Below are 18,030 nucleotides of genomic sequence, written 5' to 3' on the forward strand. Positions count from 1 at the left end.
AAACAAGAGCTTTTGTTATAATGGCAGCATGATTATCCGATACACACGAAATACCTTGTCAGACACTTACCTTGATGCCTTGCGTATCAGACAGGCAGTCTTTGTAAAAGAGCAAAAAATACCACATACCGTTGAAATCGACGGTAATGAAGCCTACTGTCTGCACTTTGTCTACTATGATGACGCCAATCAGGCTCTAGCGACCTGTAGACTTTTGCCCAATAAAGACAAAACAGAAGTCACTTTACAGCGCATGGCAACGCTAGCAGACTATCGCCAGCACGGCATTGGACGACAACTCCTCCAATACGTCATCGACTTTAGCAAAGAACAGGGCTTTGAAGCCATGTCTTTACATGCTCAACTGCCAGCTGTATCCTTTTACGAAAGCCTTGGCCTTACCACTGTTGGTGAATCTTTCAAAGAGGCTGGTATTGAGCATATCCATATGAAAAAGAAACTCTAGTCGAGTTTCTTTTTAGTTTATACTTTGCTCCATAAAGGAGATATTGTCATAGGAGAGTTGTACCTTGAGCAGGCGCTTAATCAGACTTTTCTGGTCGGCATCAAGAGCGCCAGAGCTTGTCACCACGACATCTAGAGTTTGACGTTGCTGACTAGAGCTCTTATCCCAAGCGGTGAGGTAGCCAATCTTGACATTCTCAACTTTTGGTGCGATGACTTGTAGCTGCTTAGTGATACTTTCTACATCAAATGTCGTATTGGTCACTTGGCTAGCACCAGCAGCTACCTGTGTTTTATTTTCAACTTCTTGGTGGATAAGCCCAACAGCAAAGAAGATACTTGGTATGGTCATTAGGATGGAATAGAGGACAATCCTACGGACATTCTTTTTATGCGTCACGGGGTCAATCTTTTCTGCCATAGGAACACGCATGATGTAAAATCCAACAATGGTCGCAAGGCAAATAAAGAAGACGTTAATCAAAAAAAGATAGCTAGAGCCAATAAAATAGGTCAAACTCCCCACTGAAATGCTGTAGCCGACTGTACACAGAGGTGGCATGAGCGCCGTTGCAATGGCAACACCAGGGATGACATTGGAGTACTCCCCTTTACGAGTTGTGGCGATGATACCTGCTAGACCACCTGAAAAGGCAATCAACACATCCCATATGGTCGGAGAGGTTCTAGCAATCAACTCTGAAGACGCCGTTGAAATTGGAGAGAGCGAGAAGTACAGGGTAGACACCACAAGCGAAAACACCACTTGCAGGGCAAAACCGAGACTGCTGCGCTTGACGATTTCAGTGTCATTGGTCGCAAAACCATAGCCGATCGCCATGATAGAGCCCATCAAGGGCGAGATAAGCATAGCACCGATAACAGTCGCTGTCGAGTTCATATTGAGCCCAATAGAGGCAATCAAAATGGCTAAAATCAGAATAATAAAGTTGGCACCACCAATATTGGCACCGCTGATAATACGTCCTCGAATCTCACTGTAACTCGCACGCTCGACGTTAAACAAACTGCGTAAGCGCTTCATGTTTTTCTCCCCTTTCAATTTTTCAAATTCTCTTTAATCACTTCAATCAGCTGATTGCGGTCTTTAATCCACTGATCTCTCTCATCCTTGTCATAAGTCCGATTGGATAAAAAGATAACAGCCTGCTTATTAGCTTGATTGACCATCACAAAAGTCCCTGTATAGCCTGTGTGAAGAAGCCAATCACCATCCAAGTCCCAAGCAATAGCCCGCTTTTTCTCACCAACAGCAACGTTTGTCGTTAAGTTCTTAGCAAAAGCATCTGTCAAATAATGCTCAGCATATTTTTCCAAGTCAGAAAGGGTTGAAAATAACCCAGCCGACCCTGTATGAACACCCAAGACTCTTGCCTTAGGGTCATGAACAAGCCCAGCCTTTACCCCTTTTTGGGTAGGAACTGCCTGCTTAACAGGTCCAAAGCTCGTCTCTGTCATTCCAAAAGGAATAAACACCTCTTGCTCAAAAAGGGTGTCTAAGCTCTCTTTAAAGTAAGCTTCTAACATAAAGCCTAACAAAAGAAAGTTAATATCCGTGTAGAAAAAGCTCTTATCCTCTGTCACTCTAATCTGGTCGATGGCTTCTTTGAGTTCCTTGGCATTCAGCTGATGACGATTTTTGATAAAGGGATCAATCCCAGACGTATGCGTCAGCAACTGTCTAAGCGTCACGGTCTTATCATGAAAATCTGGATAATAGGTGACAAGACGATCGTCAAGTGCCATCTCACCAGAAGACAAGAGCTTAATCATGACAGTCCCCACACCGACAACCTTTGACACACTCGCTAAATCGTAAACCAAATCAGGAACAACAGTTTTTTCACCATCCAAAGTGCCAAGATAAAACTCTGACCAAGTCCCTTTATCAAAGATAGCCAAACTAGCGCCACGATAAATCCCGTCTGCTATCTGCTTTTTGACATACTCTATCATAGGCTCTTACTTATCCAAATCTCAATGCGACTGGTATCAGATACGACGAGTAACTTTTCTTTGGGATCCAGATAAACATCTAAATCATAAGACAGCAAATGTTGGTACAGTGCTCTTAGGTCATAGGACGCTGACACTTGAAACTCTAAAATCTCTAAATCCCACGTTTTCTCAGGACTGACTTGCAAGTCTGGACCATCTGCCTCGACAAAAGCTAGCGATAAAGGCAAAATTCCCTCAAGAATGTCCTCATAAAAGGCACGAGCGACAGCTTTATCTGGCACTGCTAGGGCGATAGCTTCTACTAAGAAGTCGCTAACCCCCTCAAAGTCCTCAATGACTGGCAACTCAGGATAATCTACCTGCGCTAGGCACTCAACATTGTCCTCAGCATGCACCAAAAAGCTAGCCCCTTCTGGTGAGGTCGCTCTAAAAGCATAGTGTTTTCCCTTTAAGACACTGTCAACCTCTATCTTCTTAGACAAAAGCGCCAAAATATCATCACTAGGCACCTTCAAGACAATCTCTTGGAGCTTGTGTGTACCCTTGACAGCACGTGTGCGGTCTGCAGGCGACTCCTCAATCGTAAAGCGTGCTTTATCATTTTGGTAGGCGGTAAAAATAGTTAAGGCATTTTCCTCACGTAGACGTTTCATCCCCAAAACTTTTTCATAGAAATCAATATTTTCTTGGCGATTATTCACACGAAGGATAGGTTGTTGAAATAAAACGGATTCTTTACTTATCATCTCGAATTCCCTCCTTTTACATTCTAAAAAAATTTAAAGCATTTGACAAGAAAGTTTGTGCAATCTGTCCAACAAAATGTTTGTCTGTTATTTTATTCTTATTTTTGTAAAAAGCAAAATATTCAAACAAGTACAAATTAACACATCTTTTTATTATTTTTTGAAAATAATTTTTATTTTTATATATTGAAAATGATATTTATACCTAGACGCAGTGTCTAAATAGCTTCGTTTTCTTGAACAAAACGATACCGTTGACAGGTGTTGAATTTTCTTGTATAGTAATTGTCATGACGGAAACTTTATTATTGCGTGGTATTCAGCTTATCTTGGTTCTTGCCATGATTAGTATTTCTTTATACCTCATCTACTATATCAAAAAAAATCGGATAAATCCTTTTAAACGTTTCTTTACAGGACTTTGGATTGGGTTTGTCACAGATGCACTGGATACTGTGGGGATTGGTTCATTTGCGACATCAACGACTTTGTTTAAACTGACAAAGCTGGTTGAGGATGACCGTAAGCTGCCAGCTACTATGACAGTAGCGCATGTTCTGCCTGTTCTTCTTCAGTCGCTTTGCTTTATCTTAGTTGTCAAGGTAGAGCCTATGACACTAATTGCCATGGCGTCTGCGGCATTTATCGGAGCTTTCTTTGGAAGTCGTATCACAAAAAACTGGCATGCACCGACTGTCCAGCGTATATTAGGAAGTCTTCTTATCATCGCTGCTATCATCATGGTGTTTCGGATGGTGACAAATCCTGGAAGCGACATTACAAATAGTTCTCATGGACTGCATGGCATTTGGCTTGTTTTAGGGATTGCTTTCAATTTTGTCATCGGTGTCTTGATGACTATGGGACTTGGAAATTATGCTCCTGAGCTTATCTTCTTTTCTCTCATGGGACTTAGTCCAACGGTAGCTATGCCTGTTATGATGTTAGACGCAGCTATGATTATGACCGCCTCTAGCACTCAATTTATTAAAAGCGGGCGTGTCAATTGGGATGGCTTTTTAGGCTTGGTTGTTGGCGGTATCATAGGTGTTATTGTGGCTGTCTTGTTCTTGACCAATCTTAATCTCAATAGCCTGAAGCTCTTGGTTGTCTTTATCGTCCTCTTTACAGGAGGTATGCTTATTCGCTCTTCCTTTAAAAAGACCTTAGAGCCTAGTCACAGCAGGCACTAACACACAACTCAATCATAACCACCCGTCTAACGGGTGGTTTGAACAGGGGCTATAAGCCCATAACACTAGCCAGCGCCTAAAGACGCTGGCTTTCACTTTGTTCAAGCCTTATTGCTCTTGACTCGTCACTAGCCTCTCAAAGAGGCATTAGTACTACTTACCATTATCCCTAAAGGGATCTTCATACTCTTTCACACTCAATTTATCTAGTGCAATGTCATGATTCTCCTGTTCTTGAATATATTTTTTAATGGTGGCTTCGTTAAGTCCCACCGTACTCACATAATAACCCTCTGCCCAAAAATGGCGGTTACCAAACTTATATTTGAGATTGGCGTGTTTGTCAAACATCATAAGAGCACTTTTGCCTTTCAAGTAGCCCATAAAACTCGAAACGCTTATCCTCGGTGGGATACTCACCAACATGTGAACATGATCTGGCATAAGATGTCCTTCGAGAATCTCAACACCTTTGTAACTACATAATCGGCGGAATATTTCACCCAAGCTACTTCTATATTGATTATAGATAATTTTTCGTCTATACTTAGGGGTGAACACAATGTGATATTTACAATTCCATTTTGTGTGTGATAAACTATGTGCTTTTTGAGCCATACTTTTCTCCTTTCGCTTTACAATAGGCTTGAACACCTTTATTGTATCGCGTTTGGAGTTTTTTTGTATAACCTGCGATGCGCACCCGCATAGCGGGTGGTTTATTTGTCTCGCACCTTCGGAGCGAGACGGACTAAAGTCACATAATTCAAAATAAAAAGAGGTAAACCACCTCTTTTTATTATGCATAAAGTAGTTTATAAAGGGCTACCGCACAGATAGCTGCTACAATTGGAGCGACAACTGGAACCCAAGAATACCACCATTTTGAATCCCCTTTGTGCTCGCCAAGAATTGATTTTGGTAAGAAGAAGTGAACAAGACGTGGACCCAAGTCACGTGCTGGGTTAAGTCCAGGACCAGTAGGTCCACCTAGTGATGCTACAAGAGCTAGAACAAGGAAACCAAGTGCCATGTGGGCTACAGATTGACCAGCATTTGTGTAAGATCCGATTTGGATTTTACCAGCAACTTCTGTGATGTCAATACCATTGCTTGTTGCATAGCTTGCAATTTCAGCACCAAAGTAGTTCTTTGTCAATGCCATCGCACCAAAGAAAAGGACAAATGAACCAAAGAATTCATTCAAGAAACCGTTAATTTGAGCGGCTTTGCGTGTTTCTGGTTTGTTGTTATCCAAGCTAACGATTGTTGAGAAAGTTCCCAAAATAGCATTTGGATTTTCAGTTTGCAAGTAGTATGGTTTGTGTGTTGCCACAACAACAAGCTGACCACAAATCGCACCAAGGAATTGAGCGATGATATAGTAAGGAACTTGTGCCCAAGGGAAGTAGCCTGATACTGCAAGTCCTAGTGTAAAGGCAGGGTTGATGTGGTTACCTGAAACATTCCCAAACATAAGCGCAGGAATCATAACCCCCATACCGTAACCGATAGCAATAGTCAACCAACCGCTGGCATGACCTTTAGTTCCTTTAAGTTCAACGTTAGCAACAGCTCCGTTTCCTAAGATAATCAGGAAAGCCGTCCCTAAAAACTCTGTGATATATTTCACAGTCCATGTAACATCCATGAGTCTTTGTATCCTCCAACATTTATTATTTAGACATGTACTATTTTATCAAGTATAATAGATAATGTAAAGCTGTTCTAAAAATAAAAATACTTCTGTAAGAAAGGATGCTTATGCGTTATAATCAATTCAGCTATATTCCTGTAGATACTAAGATAGCACTTCGTGAGATGAATTCTCTTGGTTTTTCACTCTCTGATACTTTTGAGGATAAGAAAAACCTTGAGCTTTTTATACGACAAACACTCTTTCACTATCACGACACCGACTATGCTCTTAGTCTTATGATTGCAGATAATGACCATGACTTGCTGGCGTTTTTCACTTCTAGCTTAGACTTGACTCGTGAGCGTTTTGCTATGATTGCTCTGCAGTTGCTTGGTTTTATTCCAAATGTCGACTTTACAAACAGTCTTGATTTTGTGGATCAGATTGGCTTAGATATAGAAGAAGAGAGCTTCATCCAAACACTTTACCACCTGCTAGCTTGTCGCACCAAGTCAGGCAATACTTTGATAGATGACTTGGTCAGTAAAGGGCTTCTTGCAGCTGATAACCACTACCACTTCTTTAACGGCAAGAGTCTTGCAACCTTTGACACAAACGACCTCATCAAAGAAGTTGTCTATGTTGAAGCGCCCCTTGATAGTGATAAGGACGGCAAACTGGACTTGGTCAAGGTGAACATCATCCGTCCACGTGTGGATACGCCACTTCCTACCATGATGACAGCAAGCCCTTATCATCAAGGTACCAATGAAGTCGCAAACGACAAAAAACTCCACAAGATGGAAGGTGATTTAGCTGTCAAACCAGCTCACACTATCTCTGTTGAAAACCAAAGTTTTACACCGCTCGAGGGAAACTACGAGGACTTGCCAACTGGAGAGGCTGAGGAGACTTTTTCTTATATCGACAGCTACACACTAAACGATTATTTTTTAGCCCGTGGATTTGCTAATATCTACGTTTCTGGTATCGGAACGGCTGGTTCTGACGGCTTTATGACTAGCGGTGATTATACCCAAATCCACTCTTTTAAAGCTGTCATTGACTGGCTAAATGGACGGGCTAGAGCCTATAGTAGCCACCGCCGTGACCAGCTTGTTCTTGCCTCTTGGGCAAATGGCTTAGTGGCAACTACTGGTAAGTCCTATCTTGGTACTATGTCAACTGGGCTTGCCACTACTGGTGTTGCGGGGCTTGAGGTCATCATCGCTGAAGCAGCCATCTCCTCTTGGTATGATTATTACCGTGAGGGCGGGTTGGTCTCAAGCCCTGGTGGCTATCCTGGTGAGGACCTTGATGTTCTGACCGAGTTGACCTACTCTAAAAATCTCCTAGCTGGTGATTATCTGCGCCATAACAAAACTTATCAAGCCTTGCTCACAGAACAATCGGCTGCTCTTGAGCGTGAGACTGGTGATTACAATCAATTTTGGCATGACAGAAACTATCTCCCTCATGCGCCCAAAGTCTCCTGTGAAGTCGTCTTCACACATGGTCTTCAAGACTGGAACGTCACACCTAAACAAGTCTACCAAATCTTCAACGCACTGCCAGATCATGTCAACAAACACCTCTTTTTACATCATGGACAGCACGTCTATATGCACAACTGGCAGTCTATTGATTTTAGAGAAAGCATGAACGCTCTCTTGACACAAAAGTTGCTCAAAGTTGACAATAACTTTACACTAGATACTGTCATCTGGCAAGACAATCAGATTGAACAAAGCTGGAGGACACTAGATACCTTTGGCAGTCAAAAACAAAAAACAATCGCACTCTCTGGTGGCGTCAAAACAGTCGAAAACCGCTACGATGGCACTACTTTTGAGCGTTATTGCAAGCAATTCAATCACTTCAAAGTGGATTTATTTGCCGGAAAAGCGCAACAAATTGTCCTTGATATTCCAATTAAAGAAAATCTACTGATCAACGGAACCTGTCAACTAAACTTGACGGTTAGATCAAGCACTTGTAAAGGTATCCTGTCTGCGCAGCTTCTTGACTTTGGTACTAAAAAACGTTTTTCAGATACCCCTGCTATTCTCAGTCTCCATAGCCTTGATAATGGTCAAAACTTCTCTCGTGAGGCGCTGCGTGAGTTGCCTTTCAAGGAAAGCCCGTTTCGTGTCGTGACAAAAGCAAGACTCAATCTCCAAAATAGAAAAGACCTTTTAGACATCTCACCAGTTACTCCTAACGAATGGATGACCGTGCAACTGGTACTACAGCCAACTATTTATAGACTAGAAAAGGGAGATACTCTGAGACTGCTCCTGTATACGACAGACTTTGAGCACACTATCCGTGACAACAGCGACTATCACCTCAGCATTGACCTTGAGAAGTCCCAGCTTATCCTGCCTTATGATTAAGAAAAATACCTTGACTTAGGTCAAGGTATTATTTTTTGCGTTTAAATTTTGCAACGATTGTTTGCAAGAGAGTGGGTAAGCGGACAACCTTTTCATCACCAATGTGCTGTCTTGCTATCTTTAAAATCTTACCAGAGTCTTTTGAGGCAAATAAGAACTTGCCCTGCGCTGTATAAACCTCAAAGTGACGACTAATTTTCCGTCCTGTGATATTTGCCCCCATCTTATCAATGCTATCCCATGGGATTTGGATATAGTCGTTGACGTTTTTATCATTGTAAAACTCAAAGCCTTTATTTCCTAATAGAAACTTACCGACTTTATTACCACCTATAGCAAGATAGGAAACACCTGTTGTTGTCAGCTCAACCGTACTATTTAATGATTGGACCATAGTTTCTCCTTTAGTAGTATACCTTCATTATAACATAAAAGAAGGCTTTAGCCTTCTTTTAGTCTTATCGTATATACTTACATCAAACCAATCACGTGTGCAACGATACCCACGATGAAAAGTCCGATAATCATCACGATTGGAGAAACTTTCTTCTTGAGCAACCACATACATAGGAAAGTAAGAAGAAGTCCCATCAATCCCGGAATCAAGGAATCTAATTGTCCTTGCAGAGTGTTTGCTTTTTCTTGCGTCAAGCTAAGACCGCTCTGAACTTGTCCAAGGATTTCTTGCAATTTACCACCTGTGACAGCTCCGTTTGGAAACTCGATATAAGCTCCTTTTGAGAGTTGAGTCGATGGCAGACTTAATGTGAAGGTCACATTTACCCAACGCTCAACCAAGGCTGCAAGGATGAACATACCAAGGATAGAAGCTCCTTTGGTAATCTTTTGAAGAAGACCACCTGAGAGGTCTTTTGTGATTTCAGAACCTGCTTTGTAACCAAACTCTTGAGTGTACCATAGGAATGCCATACGGATGATGTTCCAACCAAAGAAGAAGATAAGTGGACCAACGATATTTCCAGCAGAGGCAAGTGAAGCTCCAAGTGCTCCCAAGATAGGACGAACAATAAACCAGAAGACTGGGTCACCAATACCTGCAAGAGGTCCCATCATACCGATTTTAACCCCTTGGATAGCAGTGTCATCAATTTCTGCACCGTTTGCTTTTTCTTCCTCAAGCGCTAATGTAACCCCCATGATAGGTGCTGCTACGTATGGGTGCGTATTGAAGAACTCAAGGTGACGCTCAAGCGCTGCTGCACGGTCTTCTTTAGTTGTGTATAATTTTTTAATTGCTGGGATAAGTGAGTATGCCCAACCAAGGTTTTGCATACGTTCATAGTTCCAAGACCCTTGTAAGAAGGTAGAACGCCACCATACTTTACGACGGTCTGATTTTGTTAATTGAATCTTTTCAGCCATTATAATTCTCCCTCTCTAGTAATCTTCTAAGATGTCTCCAATTGGATCACCTGAGCCACCACCAGCATTGCCGCCAGTTCCAGAACCACCTTTTTCTGAAAGGTTAAGGTAGATAAGGGCAATAGCAACACCGATAGTACCAAGAGCGATAAGTGTGAAGTCTCCGACAGCTGCAAAGACAAAACCAAGAGCAAAGAATGGCCATGTTTCACGTGTTGCCATCATGTTGATAACCATTGCGTAACCAACGGCAACGACCATACCACCACCGATAGTCATACCGTCTTTTAGCCAAGCTGGGATAGCATTAAGCATTGCTTGAACGGTTTCGGTTGGAAGGGCAAGCAAAAGTGCGATTGGAAGCATGATACGAAGCCCTTGTAAGATAAGTGCAGTGAAGTGAGCTGTTTCAACAGCACGGATATTACCATTTTTAGCGGCACTATCAGCACCGTGAACGATGGCAACTGAGATTGTACGCACAATCATAGTAAGGGCAAGACCTGCAACGGCAAGTGGGATAGCTACGGCTTGGGCAACCCCAACACCAGTTTTGGTGAAGTCGCCACCTTTAATCATGATAACAGACGCTGCTGTAGCGGCTAGGGCGATATCTGGTGCTACCGCTGCTCCGATATTTGCCCAACCAAGAGCGATCATTTGAAGCGCACCACCAAGCATAAGCCCTGCTTCTAAGTGACCAGTTACCAAACCAATCAAAGTACATGATACCAATGGTTGATGGAACTGGAATTGGTCAAGGATACCATCAAGACCTGCAAGAAAGGCGATGATGAGCACCAAAATAATAGAAATAACTGACATTATTCTAAATCCTTTCGTAAAATACCTAAGTCAAATCAAGCTTAGGTGAGCTAATAAGACATGTGACACATGCTTACCTTTTGTGCCTGTACACTTATTGTACGTTTGCTTTTTTGATCAAGTCAAACAGGTTTTTAGGAGAGTCATTTGGTACTTTACGTACGTCAAATGATACGCCTAAGTCACGCAATTTTTCAAAGGTTTCAACGTCTGCTTTATCCATAGAAAGAACGTTGTTAACCATTGTTTTACCTGTTGAGTGTGCCATAGAGCCGACGTTGAGTTCTTTGATTGGCACACCACCCTCGATAGCACGAAGGGCGTCTTGAGGTGTTTCAAAGAGAATAAGCGCATGTGTGTTTCCAAAACGTGGGTCTTTTGAAACAGCGATTAACTTGTCAATTGGTACGACATTAGCTCTTACACCAGCAGGGGCTGCTTGTTTAATCAAGCCCTTACGCAATTCATCTTTAGCAACAGTATCAGATGCGACAATGATACGGTCTGCTTTTGATGCAGGTGTCCAACCTGTTGCGACTTGTCCATGAAGCAAGCGTGTGTCAATACGAGCAAGATTGATTTTCAACTTACCATCGCCAATAACTGTTCCTTCTGGAATAGCTTCTTGTGGTGCGCTAGCTGTCTCGCCTGCTGCACTAGCTTCTTCCTTAGGATTAAGCTCTTCTGGCAATGCTTTGATACCATCTTTTGCTTCTTTGATGATATTTGCAGCGACACTCTCTACACCAGCGTTTGCATCCATCATACGCTCAGTGTAAGCTTGAATCAACATTGGCAAGTTAAGACCGGTGATGATAGCCATTTTACGATCAGGATTTTCTCCTTGAATACGGCTTGCTTGGTTAAATGGTGACCCACTCCAAAGGTCAGCCAATACAAGAATCTCATCATCGGCATCAAATTGCCCAATAGCATTGTTGAAGTGTTCATAGAGGTCGTCTGGACCTTCGTTTGGCATGAAAGTCACCACTTGAACTTTCTCTTGCTCACCGAAAATCATCGAACCTGACTGATGAATACCTTCAGCAAATTTACCGTGGCTGGCAATAATAATACCAATACCCATGTGTTCTCCTCCTTTATATTTTTCTTAAAAGCCAATTTACTCCTCTCCCTCTTAGAAAAGATTAAGTTGTTTTTAAAGAAATTTTTAGAACTAATTCATTGTAACCCTTTTCACGTATCTTTTCAAGTATTTTTACAAGATTTTTTTGTTTTTTTTAATTGACAATTTTAATAATTTTATATTCTATTTTTATTTATTATAAAATTATTAAGACAACGATTGACTCAGCTCGTAATTGATTGAATATTCTTTCTATTGTAGCTCTTTTGCACAGCTTTTTGACAGGAAAAAGTAAGCTGTCTTTTTAGCACACACTTTTTTTGACAAAAAAATAGAGCAGAGATAAACTCTGCTCTATTTAATCTGCTTGATAGCCACAAGTGCCATCAACATAAGTCGCTTTGAGGTTAAAGTCCTCATCAAGCACAATGAAATCTGCTGCTCTGCCTTTTTCTAAACGCCCACAATAAGCGTCAATCTTGGCAGATTTGGCTGCCACCTGAGTCGCCATCTGAATCGCTTCATGTGGAGTGGCAATGCCCCAGTTGATGATATTTTGGACAGCGTCTTTAAGCTCTAAAATAGAACCAGCTAGATTGCCACCGTCTTTTAGGCGCACAGTGCCATCCTTAACAACAACAGGAAACTCACCTAGCATGTAGTCGCCATTTTCTCTACCACCAGCACTCATGCAGTCCGTGATAAGAGCGACATGGTCACACCCCTTATGCTGCATGAGGATATGACAAGCTGCTGGGTGCACATGGTGCCCATCACAAATCAGCTCCGCATAAGTCCCATCTAAATCAAGCACAGCACCAACCATACCAGGCTCACGGTGATTGAGCCCACGCATGCCGTTGTAAGCATGCACCCAGACATCTGCTCCAGCGTCAACGGCTGCTTTTGCTTCAGCATAGGTAGCATTGGAGTGTCCAAGAGCCACAACTACGCCTTGCTTGGTCAGCTCACTGATAAAGTGCGACACACCCTCACGCTCTGGAGCAACTGCAATCTTGGTCAAGAGCCCACCAGCTGCCTTTTGCCAAGTAGCAAACTCTTCTAAACTAGGGTCTCGCATATAGTCTGGATTTTGAGCGCCCTTGTGCTCTTCTGTAAAGAAAGGACCTTCAAAGAAAATCCCTTGAATTTTAGCACCAGCTTCGCTCCCTTTGACGCTGGCAATAGTACGGCAAATATCCTCTAGCGTCTCAAAAGAAGCGGTCAGCGCTGTCGGTAGAAACGACGTCACACCTGTAGATAGCAGCGCCTTACTCATTTCTTTTAGCCCTTCAGCCGAATTGTCCATGACATCATGCCCAGCAAATCCGTGGATGTGCGTGTCCACTAGGCCAGGAGCGATACTCATCCCTGTGTAGTCAAGGACCTCTTTGCCTTCTTCAATGCTATCTACCCACTCACCAAAACAGCCATTTTGAACTTGCAAATAGCCTGCTGGTTTGACCTCTGTTGGATAGTAAAATGCATCTGCTTTAATGTAATACATAAGAAAACCTCTCATTTTTAGCATTCATCGCAAACTTCTTGACACTCTCAAATCTCCGAAAAGGTTTTGAAAACCCATACATCATTTTATTATACGCTTTTCTCATTTTTGAGACAAGAAAAAAAGAGACACTTGGTCTCTTTTTGTGTTTCTTTTGGATAGGATTAGTCAAAAATGGAGTGTTCTTTGAGATTTTTGAGAACCATCTGCCATTCTTTTTCTTTGTCCCAGTTTGGTTGGCTGACGATTTGACTAGCCACTCGGCGAGCCTCCTCCAAGATAGCGTAATCTTCGATGATGTCTGCCACTCTAAATTCTGGAATACCTGACTGTCTGGTGCCAAAAATCTCACCTGAGCCCCGCATTTTGAGGTCCGCTTCAGCTAGAACAAAGCCGTCTGTGGTTTCTGTCATGATTTTCATGCGCTCTTTTCCGCTGTCCGTCTTGGGATTGGCGACTAAAATAGCATAGGACTGCTTATCGCCACGTCCGACACGTCCTCTGAGCTGGTGCAGCTGGCTAAGCCCAAAGCGGTCAGCGTCCATGATGAGCATGATGGTAGCATTGGGCACATTGACCCCTACTTCGATGACCGTTGTGGAGACTAGAACTTGACTTTTTTGCTCCTTAAACGCCTGCATGATACTGTCCTTTTCCTCAGCTGACATGCGCCCGTGCATGAGAGAAACCTCGGCGCTATCTTTGAAATAATGACTCAATTCTTCATACAAAGCCGTTGCATTTTTCAAATCAAGCGACTCAGACTCCTCAATCAGTGGCGAGATGACGTAGGCTTGTGCGCCTTTTTCCAGCTCTTTTTTGAGCCAAGAGAGAAAGGTATCTAACTGCTGATGTTTGACCCAGCGGGTGATGATGGGTTTGCGCCCTGCTGGCAATTCATCAATAATCGATACATCCATCTCACCAAAGGCAGTGATGGCAAGCGTCCGTGGGATGGGAGTCGCTGTCATCATCAAGACATCTGGATTTTCCCCCTTTTCACGCAGAACACGACGTTGATTGACCCCAAAGCGGTGCTGCTCATCGGTAATGACAAGCCCTAGCTTATGGTAAGCGACATTTTCTTGAATGAGGGCGTGAGTACCGACAATCATCTGCACGCTGCCCTCTCTAATCTGCTCAAGGGCGGTGTCCTTGGCTGCCTTTTTCATCCCAGAGGTCAAAATAGCAATCGAAAGCTCTGGAAAAAGCTGCGTCAAGCTCTCGTAATGCTGCTCTGCTAAAATTTCCGTTGGAACCATGAGAGCAGACTGAAAGCCAGCGCTGTATGCTGCATACATAGCAAGACTAGCAACGGCAGTCTTGCCCGAGCCGACATCTCCCTGCAAGAGACGATTCATGTGGCTTTGTGAGCGCATATCCTGCAAAATCTCATCTAAACTGCGCTTTTGGGCACCCGTTAGTGAAAAAGGTAGAGACGCTTCTTTAGCCGCTAACTTTTCCTCGTCATAGGCAATAGCCAAGCCATGCTGGTCGGACTTGCGCCGTGCTTTTAACACTTGCAAGTTCATCTGGAAATAAAAGAGCTCTTCAAACTTGACACGCCTTAGCGCCTGCTTGTACTCTGCTAAGTCTTTTGGAAAATGCATGGCAGTGATAGCCTCTTTGCGTGAGAAGAGACGGTATTTGTCGATGAGCAGTTGAGGTAGGGTCTCTGGTAAACGCTCCAAAACGCCGCTCTCAAAGGCTGTTTTTATCGCCTTCACGAGACTCACCTGCGTGACACCCTGTGTGAGACGATAGACAGGCTGCATATCCTCTTGCACTTGCGCCAATAGCTTGATACCCGTCAGCGCCGTTTTTTTACTGTCCCATTTGCCGAAAATAGCCAGCTCGCTGCCTAGCTGCAGCTTGTCCTTGAGGTAGGGTTGGTTGAAAAAGCTGACGCTAATCACCACCTCACCCTGCTTTAGCTTAAAGCTCAAGCGATTTTTGTGACGTCCATAATATTGGAGATTGGCTGGTGTGACCAAGGTTCCTGTCACCACTGCCTTTTCACCATCTTGAAGCTCAAAAACCGAGCGTGCCTTGTAGTCCTCATAGCGAAAAGGAAAATAAAGCAAGAGGTCTGCCACGGTGAAAATCCCCAACTGCTGAAACTTCTCAGCGGACTTAGGTCCGATACCTTTGAGCTCAGTTAGAGGAGAGTTTTCACTTAACATGAGTCTCACCCTTATAAAAGCGTGGAATACGGTCACTCAAGAGACACAGCACCTCATAATTGATGGTCTGGCGCTTGTCAGCTACATCTGTAGCTGTGATTTCCTCAGAACCATTGCGCCCGATAAGCGTCACTGAAGTCCCTAGAGGGTAGGCTTTTGGCAGGCGAATGGTCAGCTGATCCATAGACACACGACCGACAATCTCGCACCGCTGACCATCTACAAGCACCTCAAAGCCCTGCATATCACGTGTCCAGCCGTCCGCATAACCAATAGGAATAGTGGCAATCACTTCTTTTTCTTGACTGCGATAGGTCGCACCGTAGCCAACGGCAGCATTTGCCTCAAGCTCCTTGACATGGATGATACTAGAGGTCAACTCCAGTGCTGGCTTCAGGCGATAAGGAAGCGCAAGTTCTCTGCCACTTGGATTGAGCCCATAGATGACAATACCTAAGCGCACCGCTGAAAAAATCGTCTCGCTATGCCACAGACTCGTCGCTGAGTTACTAGCATGCACACGCTTAGGGCAATCACTCAATTCAGACACTATCTTCTTAAAGGTCGCTAGTTGCTCCTCAAAGTGCTGAGTATCTGCCTCATCAGCCGTTGCAAAGTGGGTAAAGACACCCTCCACCAAAGCACCAGCTGCTTTTAAGGAACTGATAAGCTGATTAGCGTCCGCACTTGTACGTACACCAATACGCCCCATGCCAGAGTCAATCTTGATGTGACAGCGTAAGCCGTCAAGTGACACACCCTCACGCTCAGCTAGAGCTAGCCAGTCAAGACTGGCTATTGTCAGCACGATGTCGTATTCTTTAGCATAGTCGAGCTGATTGGGCATGACGACACCAAGCACCAGGATTTCCTTGGTGATACCTGCTTGTCTCAACTCCACTGCCTCATCGATATTGGACACGCAAAAACCATCCACACGAGCTTCAACTGAGCGTGCAACAGCCACAGCACCGTGTCCGTAGGCATTTGCCTTGACCACAGCGTAGACAAAGGTTTCACTTGGAATATTCTCTTTTACAGCTGCGATATTCTGCCCAATCGCTTCTAAATCAATAACAGCTTGCGTTGGTCTATGAATACTTGAAATCATTTTACATCCTCCAAAATAACACTTGCTTGTACAAAAGATCCGCTATGAGAGATCGAGAGCCAAGCCTTTCCAGAAAAGGGAGATTTAGCAATATAGGGGGCACCCAAGCTGTCATTTAAGACCTCAATGTCCTGAAAGGTCACCTGCCCGATACCTGTCCCCATGGCCTTGGCAAAGGCTTCTTTTGCCGCCCAACGCCCTGCCAAATACTCCGCTTGACGCTTTTGTGAGGTTAGCTTTTCAAAGCGCTCCAGCTCTTTTTTGGTCAAAACTTTAGAGGCAAAGCGCTCTCTACGCTCATAGGCCTGCCACACTGCGCTAATCTCCTGTAAATCAATACCATGTCCAACTATCATGACATTTACCACCTTTTTATTTGCTACCCAGCAAGCAATAAAGGCTAAATCACCTCTTTACTAGGGGACTTAGCCTTTTCTTATCTCTTACACAAACACTTAGAAAATCAACTCTTCAAATGAATCATGGCTAAGCGTTGCATGAATTTCACGGATGAGTTTTTCCGTTTTATCCCAGCCTAGGCAAGGGTCTGTGATGGATTTTCCAAAGACCTCTGGCTGATCTTGACGCCCATCTTCTAGGTAAGACTCAATCATGAAACCACGGACATAGCGATTGATTTTCGCATTCCAGTCACGGTTGATCAGCGTCTGACGCACGATACGGATTTGCTCCAAGTAGTGCTTACCAGAATTGTCATGGTTAGTGTCAATAACGATGAACGGATTCTCTAGCCCCATATCCTCATATTTTGCGATTGCCTTGAGCAAATCGTCATAGTAATAGTTTGGAATATTGTCACCGTGCTCATCAAGAGCACCACGCAAGATGACGTGAGCTAGAGGGTTGCCGTCTGTTTCGACTTCAGCATTTTGATAAATGAAGTTCTGCGCATTTTGTGCGGCATAGACAGCATTAAACATGACATTGAGATTACCAGACGTTGGGTTTTTCATCCCTGTCGGTACATCAATCCCTGACGCTACAAAGCGGTGTTCTTGGTCCTCAACAGAACGTGCTCCAATCGCATGGTAAGACACCAAATCGTCCACAAGACCAAGGTTAGAAGGGTAGAGCATCTCATCAGCCGTTGTCAAGCCAGTCTCTGTGATGACACGGTAGTGCAGATGACGAACAGCCGCCACACCATTGATAAGGTCAGGCAGCTTAGACGTGTCTGGCTGGTGCATAAGCCCCTTGTAGCCGTCACCATTGGTGCGAGGTTTTGCCGTATAGACACGCATGACGATGAAAATCTTGTCCTTGACCTCGTCTTGCAATTTGGCTAAGCGCTTCGCGTACTCAAGCACAGCTTCTTCATTGTCAGACGAGCATGGTCCAATAACTAGCAGTAAGCGCTCATCTTCGCCTTTGATGATGTTTGCAAGCTCCTTGTCACGAGCTTCTTTGCGGGCTAAAAATTCCCCTTCAAGTTTTGATAATTCTTTGACTTGTGCGATGTCAATGGTCGCACTTTTTTGATGTATTCCCATTCCT

Annotated in this window: 17 protein-coding genes; 3 read left to right on the forward strand and 14 right to left on the reverse strand. The window is 43.7% G+C overall.

What is annotated here, in order from left to right; translation table 11 throughout:
- The first annotated feature begins 28 nt into the window (after positions 1-28).
- On the forward strand, positions 29-466 hold the full coding sequence (locus tag G5B60_RS09110; protein WP_164683712.1) for a GNAT family N-acetyltransferase: 438 nt from the start codon (positions 29-31) through the stop codon (positions 464-466).
- A 12-nt stretch (positions 467-478) separates the two neighbouring features.
- Here the strand turns inward: G5B60_RS09110 and G5B60_RS09115 are convergent, their stop codons facing one another.
- Genes G5B60_RS09115 through G5B60_RS09125 form a run of 3 tightly spaced genes read right to left on the reverse strand, consistent with a single transcriptional unit; the run spans position 479 to position 3,191 of the window.
- On the reverse strand, positions 479-1,510 hold the full coding sequence (locus G5B60_RS09115) for a TIGR00341 family protein (protein ID WP_164683713.1): 1,032 nt from the start codon (positions 1,508-1,510) through the stop codon (positions 479-481).
- Between the two features lie 14 nt (positions 1,511-1,524).
- A complete protein-coding gene (locus G5B60_RS09120; protein ID WP_164683714.1) occupies positions 1,525-2,442 on the reverse strand; it encodes a serine hydrolase domain-containing protein in 918 nt (305 codons plus the stop codon).
- Positions 2,439-3,191, reverse strand: a complete 753-nt coding sequence (locus tag G5B60_RS09125; protein WP_164683715.1) for a CppA N-terminal domain-containing protein — start codon at positions 3,189-3,191, stop codon at positions 2,439-2,441. Before G5B60_RS09125 ends, G5B60_RS09120 begins: the two co-directional genes overlap by 4 nt.
- A 290-nt stretch (positions 3,192-3,481) precedes the next feature.
- On the opposite strand from G5B60_RS09125, the gene G5B60_RS09130 reads away from it, so the two are divergent.
- Positions 3,482-4,384: a TSUP family transporter gene (locus tag G5B60_RS09130; RefSeq protein WP_164683716.1), complete on the forward strand. Its 903-nt coding sequence runs from the start codon at positions 3,482-3,484 to the stop codon at positions 4,382-4,384.
- Positions 4,385-4,537: 153 nt separating this feature from the next.
- On the opposite strand, the gene tnpA is transcribed toward G5B60_RS09130, so the two are convergent.
- Both tnpA and gla read right to left on the reverse strand, forming a co-directional pair.
- Positions 4,538-5,002: an IS200/IS605 family transposase gene (gene tnpA, locus G5B60_RS09135; RefSeq protein ID WP_164682192.1), complete on the reverse strand. Its 465-nt coding sequence runs from the start codon at positions 5,000-5,002 to the stop codon at positions 4,538-4,540.
- Between the two features lie 181 nt (positions 5,003-5,183).
- A complete protein-coding gene (gla, locus tag G5B60_RS09140) occupies positions 5,184-6,035 on the reverse strand; it encodes an aquaglyceroporin Gla (RefSeq protein ID WP_115270956.1) in 852 nt (283 codons plus the stop codon).
- A gap of 113 nt (positions 6,036-6,148) precedes the next feature.
- On the opposite strand from gla, the gene G5B60_RS09145 reads away from it, so the two are divergent.
- Positions 6,149-8,419: a Xaa-Pro dipeptidyl-peptidase gene (locus tag G5B60_RS09145; RefSeq protein ID WP_164683717.1), complete on the forward strand. Its 2,271-nt coding sequence runs from the start codon at positions 6,149-6,151 to the stop codon at positions 8,417-8,419.
- A gap of 28 nt (positions 8,420-8,447) precedes the next feature.
- On the opposite strand, the gene G5B60_RS09150 is transcribed toward G5B60_RS09145, so the two are convergent.
- The 9 genes from G5B60_RS09150 to G5B60_RS09190 form a co-directional block, all read right to left on the reverse strand.
- Positions 8,448-8,813 (reverse strand): DUF956 family protein, encoded by a 366-nt coding sequence (locus tag G5B60_RS09150; RefSeq protein WP_164683718.1) that lies wholly within the window; start codon positions 8,811-8,813, stop codon positions 8,448-8,450.
- Between the two features lie 77 nt (positions 8,814-8,890).
- A complete protein-coding gene (locus G5B60_RS09155) occupies positions 8,891-9,802 on the reverse strand; it encodes a PTS system mannose/fructose/sorbose family transporter subunit IID (protein WP_164683719.1) in 912 nt (303 codons plus the stop codon).
- A gap of 15 nt (positions 9,803-9,817) precedes the next feature.
- Positions 9,818-10,627 carry a PTS mannose/fructose/sorbose transporter subunit IIC gene (locus G5B60_RS09160; RefSeq protein ID WP_115270964.1) on the reverse strand — a complete coding sequence of 270 codons (810 nt, stop codon included), beginning with the start codon at positions 10,625-10,627 and terminating at the stop codon, positions 9,818-9,820.
- Positions 10,628-10,721: 94 nt separating this feature from the next.
- Positions 10,722-11,714, reverse strand: coding sequence for a PTS sugar transporter subunit IIB (locus tag G5B60_RS09165; RefSeq protein WP_164683720.1), 993 nt, complete (start codon positions 11,712-11,714; stop codon positions 10,722-10,724).
- Positions 11,715-12,072: 358 nt separating this feature from the next.
- Positions 12,073-13,221, reverse strand: coding sequence for an N-acetylglucosamine-6-phosphate deacetylase (nagA, locus tag G5B60_RS09170; protein WP_430523649.1), 1,149 nt, complete (start codon positions 13,219-13,221; stop codon positions 12,073-12,075).
- A gap of 164 nt (positions 13,222-13,385) precedes the next feature.
- Positions 13,386-15,404: an ATP-dependent DNA helicase RecG gene (gene recG, locus G5B60_RS09175; RefSeq protein WP_164683721.1), complete on the reverse strand. Its 2,019-nt coding sequence runs from the start codon at positions 15,402-15,404 to the stop codon at positions 13,386-13,388.
- A complete protein-coding gene (gene alr, locus G5B60_RS09180; protein ID WP_164683722.1) occupies positions 15,394-16,515 on the reverse strand; it encodes an alanine racemase in 1,122 nt (373 codons plus the stop codon). Before alr ends, recG begins: the two co-directional genes overlap by 11 nt.
- Positions 16,512-16,871 (reverse strand): holo-ACP synthase, encoded by a 360-nt coding sequence (gene acpS, locus G5B60_RS09185; protein WP_164683723.1) that lies wholly within the window; start codon positions 16,869-16,871, stop codon positions 16,512-16,514. Before acpS ends, alr begins: the two co-directional genes overlap by 4 nt.
- A 99-nt stretch (positions 16,872-16,970) precedes the next feature.
- A complete protein-coding gene (locus G5B60_RS09190; RefSeq protein ID WP_164683724.1) occupies positions 16,971-18,026 on the reverse strand; it encodes a 3-deoxy-7-phosphoheptulonate synthase in 1,056 nt (351 codons plus the stop codon).
- Between the last annotated feature and the right edge of the window lie 4 nt (positions 18,027-18,030).

This window comes from Streptococcus hyointestinalis (genome assembly GCF_011039275.1).
GTDB lineage: Bacteria > Bacillota > Bacilli > Lactobacillales > Streptococcaceae > Streptococcus > Streptococcus hyointestinalis_A.

Excerpts from the sequence above, each read along its gene's own strand:
- gla (WP_115270956.1), bottom strand. The coding sequence starts at position 6,035 with ATGGATGTTACATGGACTGTGAAATATATCACAGAGTTTTTAGGGACG.
- G5B60_RS09125 (WP_164683715.1), bottom strand. The coding sequence starts at position 3,191 with ATGATAAGTAAAGAATCCGTTTTATTTCAACAACCTATCCTTCGTGTG.
- alr (WP_164683722.1), bottom strand. The coding sequence starts at position 16,515 with ATGATTTCAAGTATTCATAGACCAACGCAAGCTGTTATTGATTTAGAA.
- nagA (WP_430523649.1), bottom strand. The coding sequence starts at position 13,221 with ATGTATTACATTAAAGCAGATGCATTTTACTATCCAACAGAGGTCAAA.
- G5B60_RS09145 (WP_164683717.1), top strand. The coding sequence starts at position 6,149 with ATGCGTTATAATCAATTCAGCTATATTCCTGTAGATACTAAGATAGCA.
- acpS (WP_164683723.1), bottom strand. The coding sequence starts at position 16,871 with ATGATAGTTGGACATGGTATTGATTTACAGGAGATTAGCGCAGTGTGG.
- tnpA (WP_164682192.1), bottom strand. The coding sequence starts at position 5,002 with ATGGCTCAAAAAGCACATAGTTTATCACACACAAAATGGAATTGTAAA.
- G5B60_RS09150 (WP_164683718.1), bottom strand. The coding sequence starts at position 8,813 with ATGGTCCAATCATTAAATAGTACGGTTGAGCTGACAACAACAGGTGTT.
- recG (WP_164683721.1), bottom strand. The coding sequence starts at position 15,404 with ATGTTAAGTGAAAACTCTCCTCTAACTGAGCTCAAAGGTATCGGACCT.
- G5B60_RS09130 (WP_164683716.1), top strand. The coding sequence starts at position 3,482 with ATGACGGAAACTTTATTATTGCGTGGTATTCAGCTTATCTTGGTTCTT.
- G5B60_RS09165 (WP_164683720.1), bottom strand. The coding sequence starts at position 11,714 with ATGGGTATTGGTATTATTATTGCCAGCCACGGTAAATTTGCTGAAGGT.
- G5B60_RS09190 (WP_164683724.1), bottom strand. The coding sequence starts at position 18,026 with ATGGGAATACATCAAAAAAGTGCGACCATTGACATCGCACAAGTCAAA.
- G5B60_RS09120 (WP_164683714.1), bottom strand. The coding sequence starts at position 2,442 with ATGATAGAGTATGTCAAAAAGCAGATAGCAGACGGGATTTATCGTGGC.
- G5B60_RS09115 (WP_164683713.1), bottom strand. The coding sequence starts at position 1,510 with ATGAAGCGCTTACGCAGTTTGTTTAACGTCGAGCGTGCGAGTTACAGT.
- G5B60_RS09110 (WP_164683712.1), top strand. The coding sequence starts at position 29 with ATGATTATCCGATACACACGAAATACCTTGTCAGACACTTACCTTGAT.
- G5B60_RS09160 (WP_115270964.1), bottom strand. The coding sequence starts at position 10,627 with ATGTCAGTTATTTCTATTATTTTGGTGCTCATCATCGCCTTTCTTGCA.
- G5B60_RS09155 (WP_164683719.1), bottom strand. The coding sequence starts at position 9,802 with ATGGCTGAAAAGATTCAATTAACAAAATCAGACCGTCGTAAAGTATGG.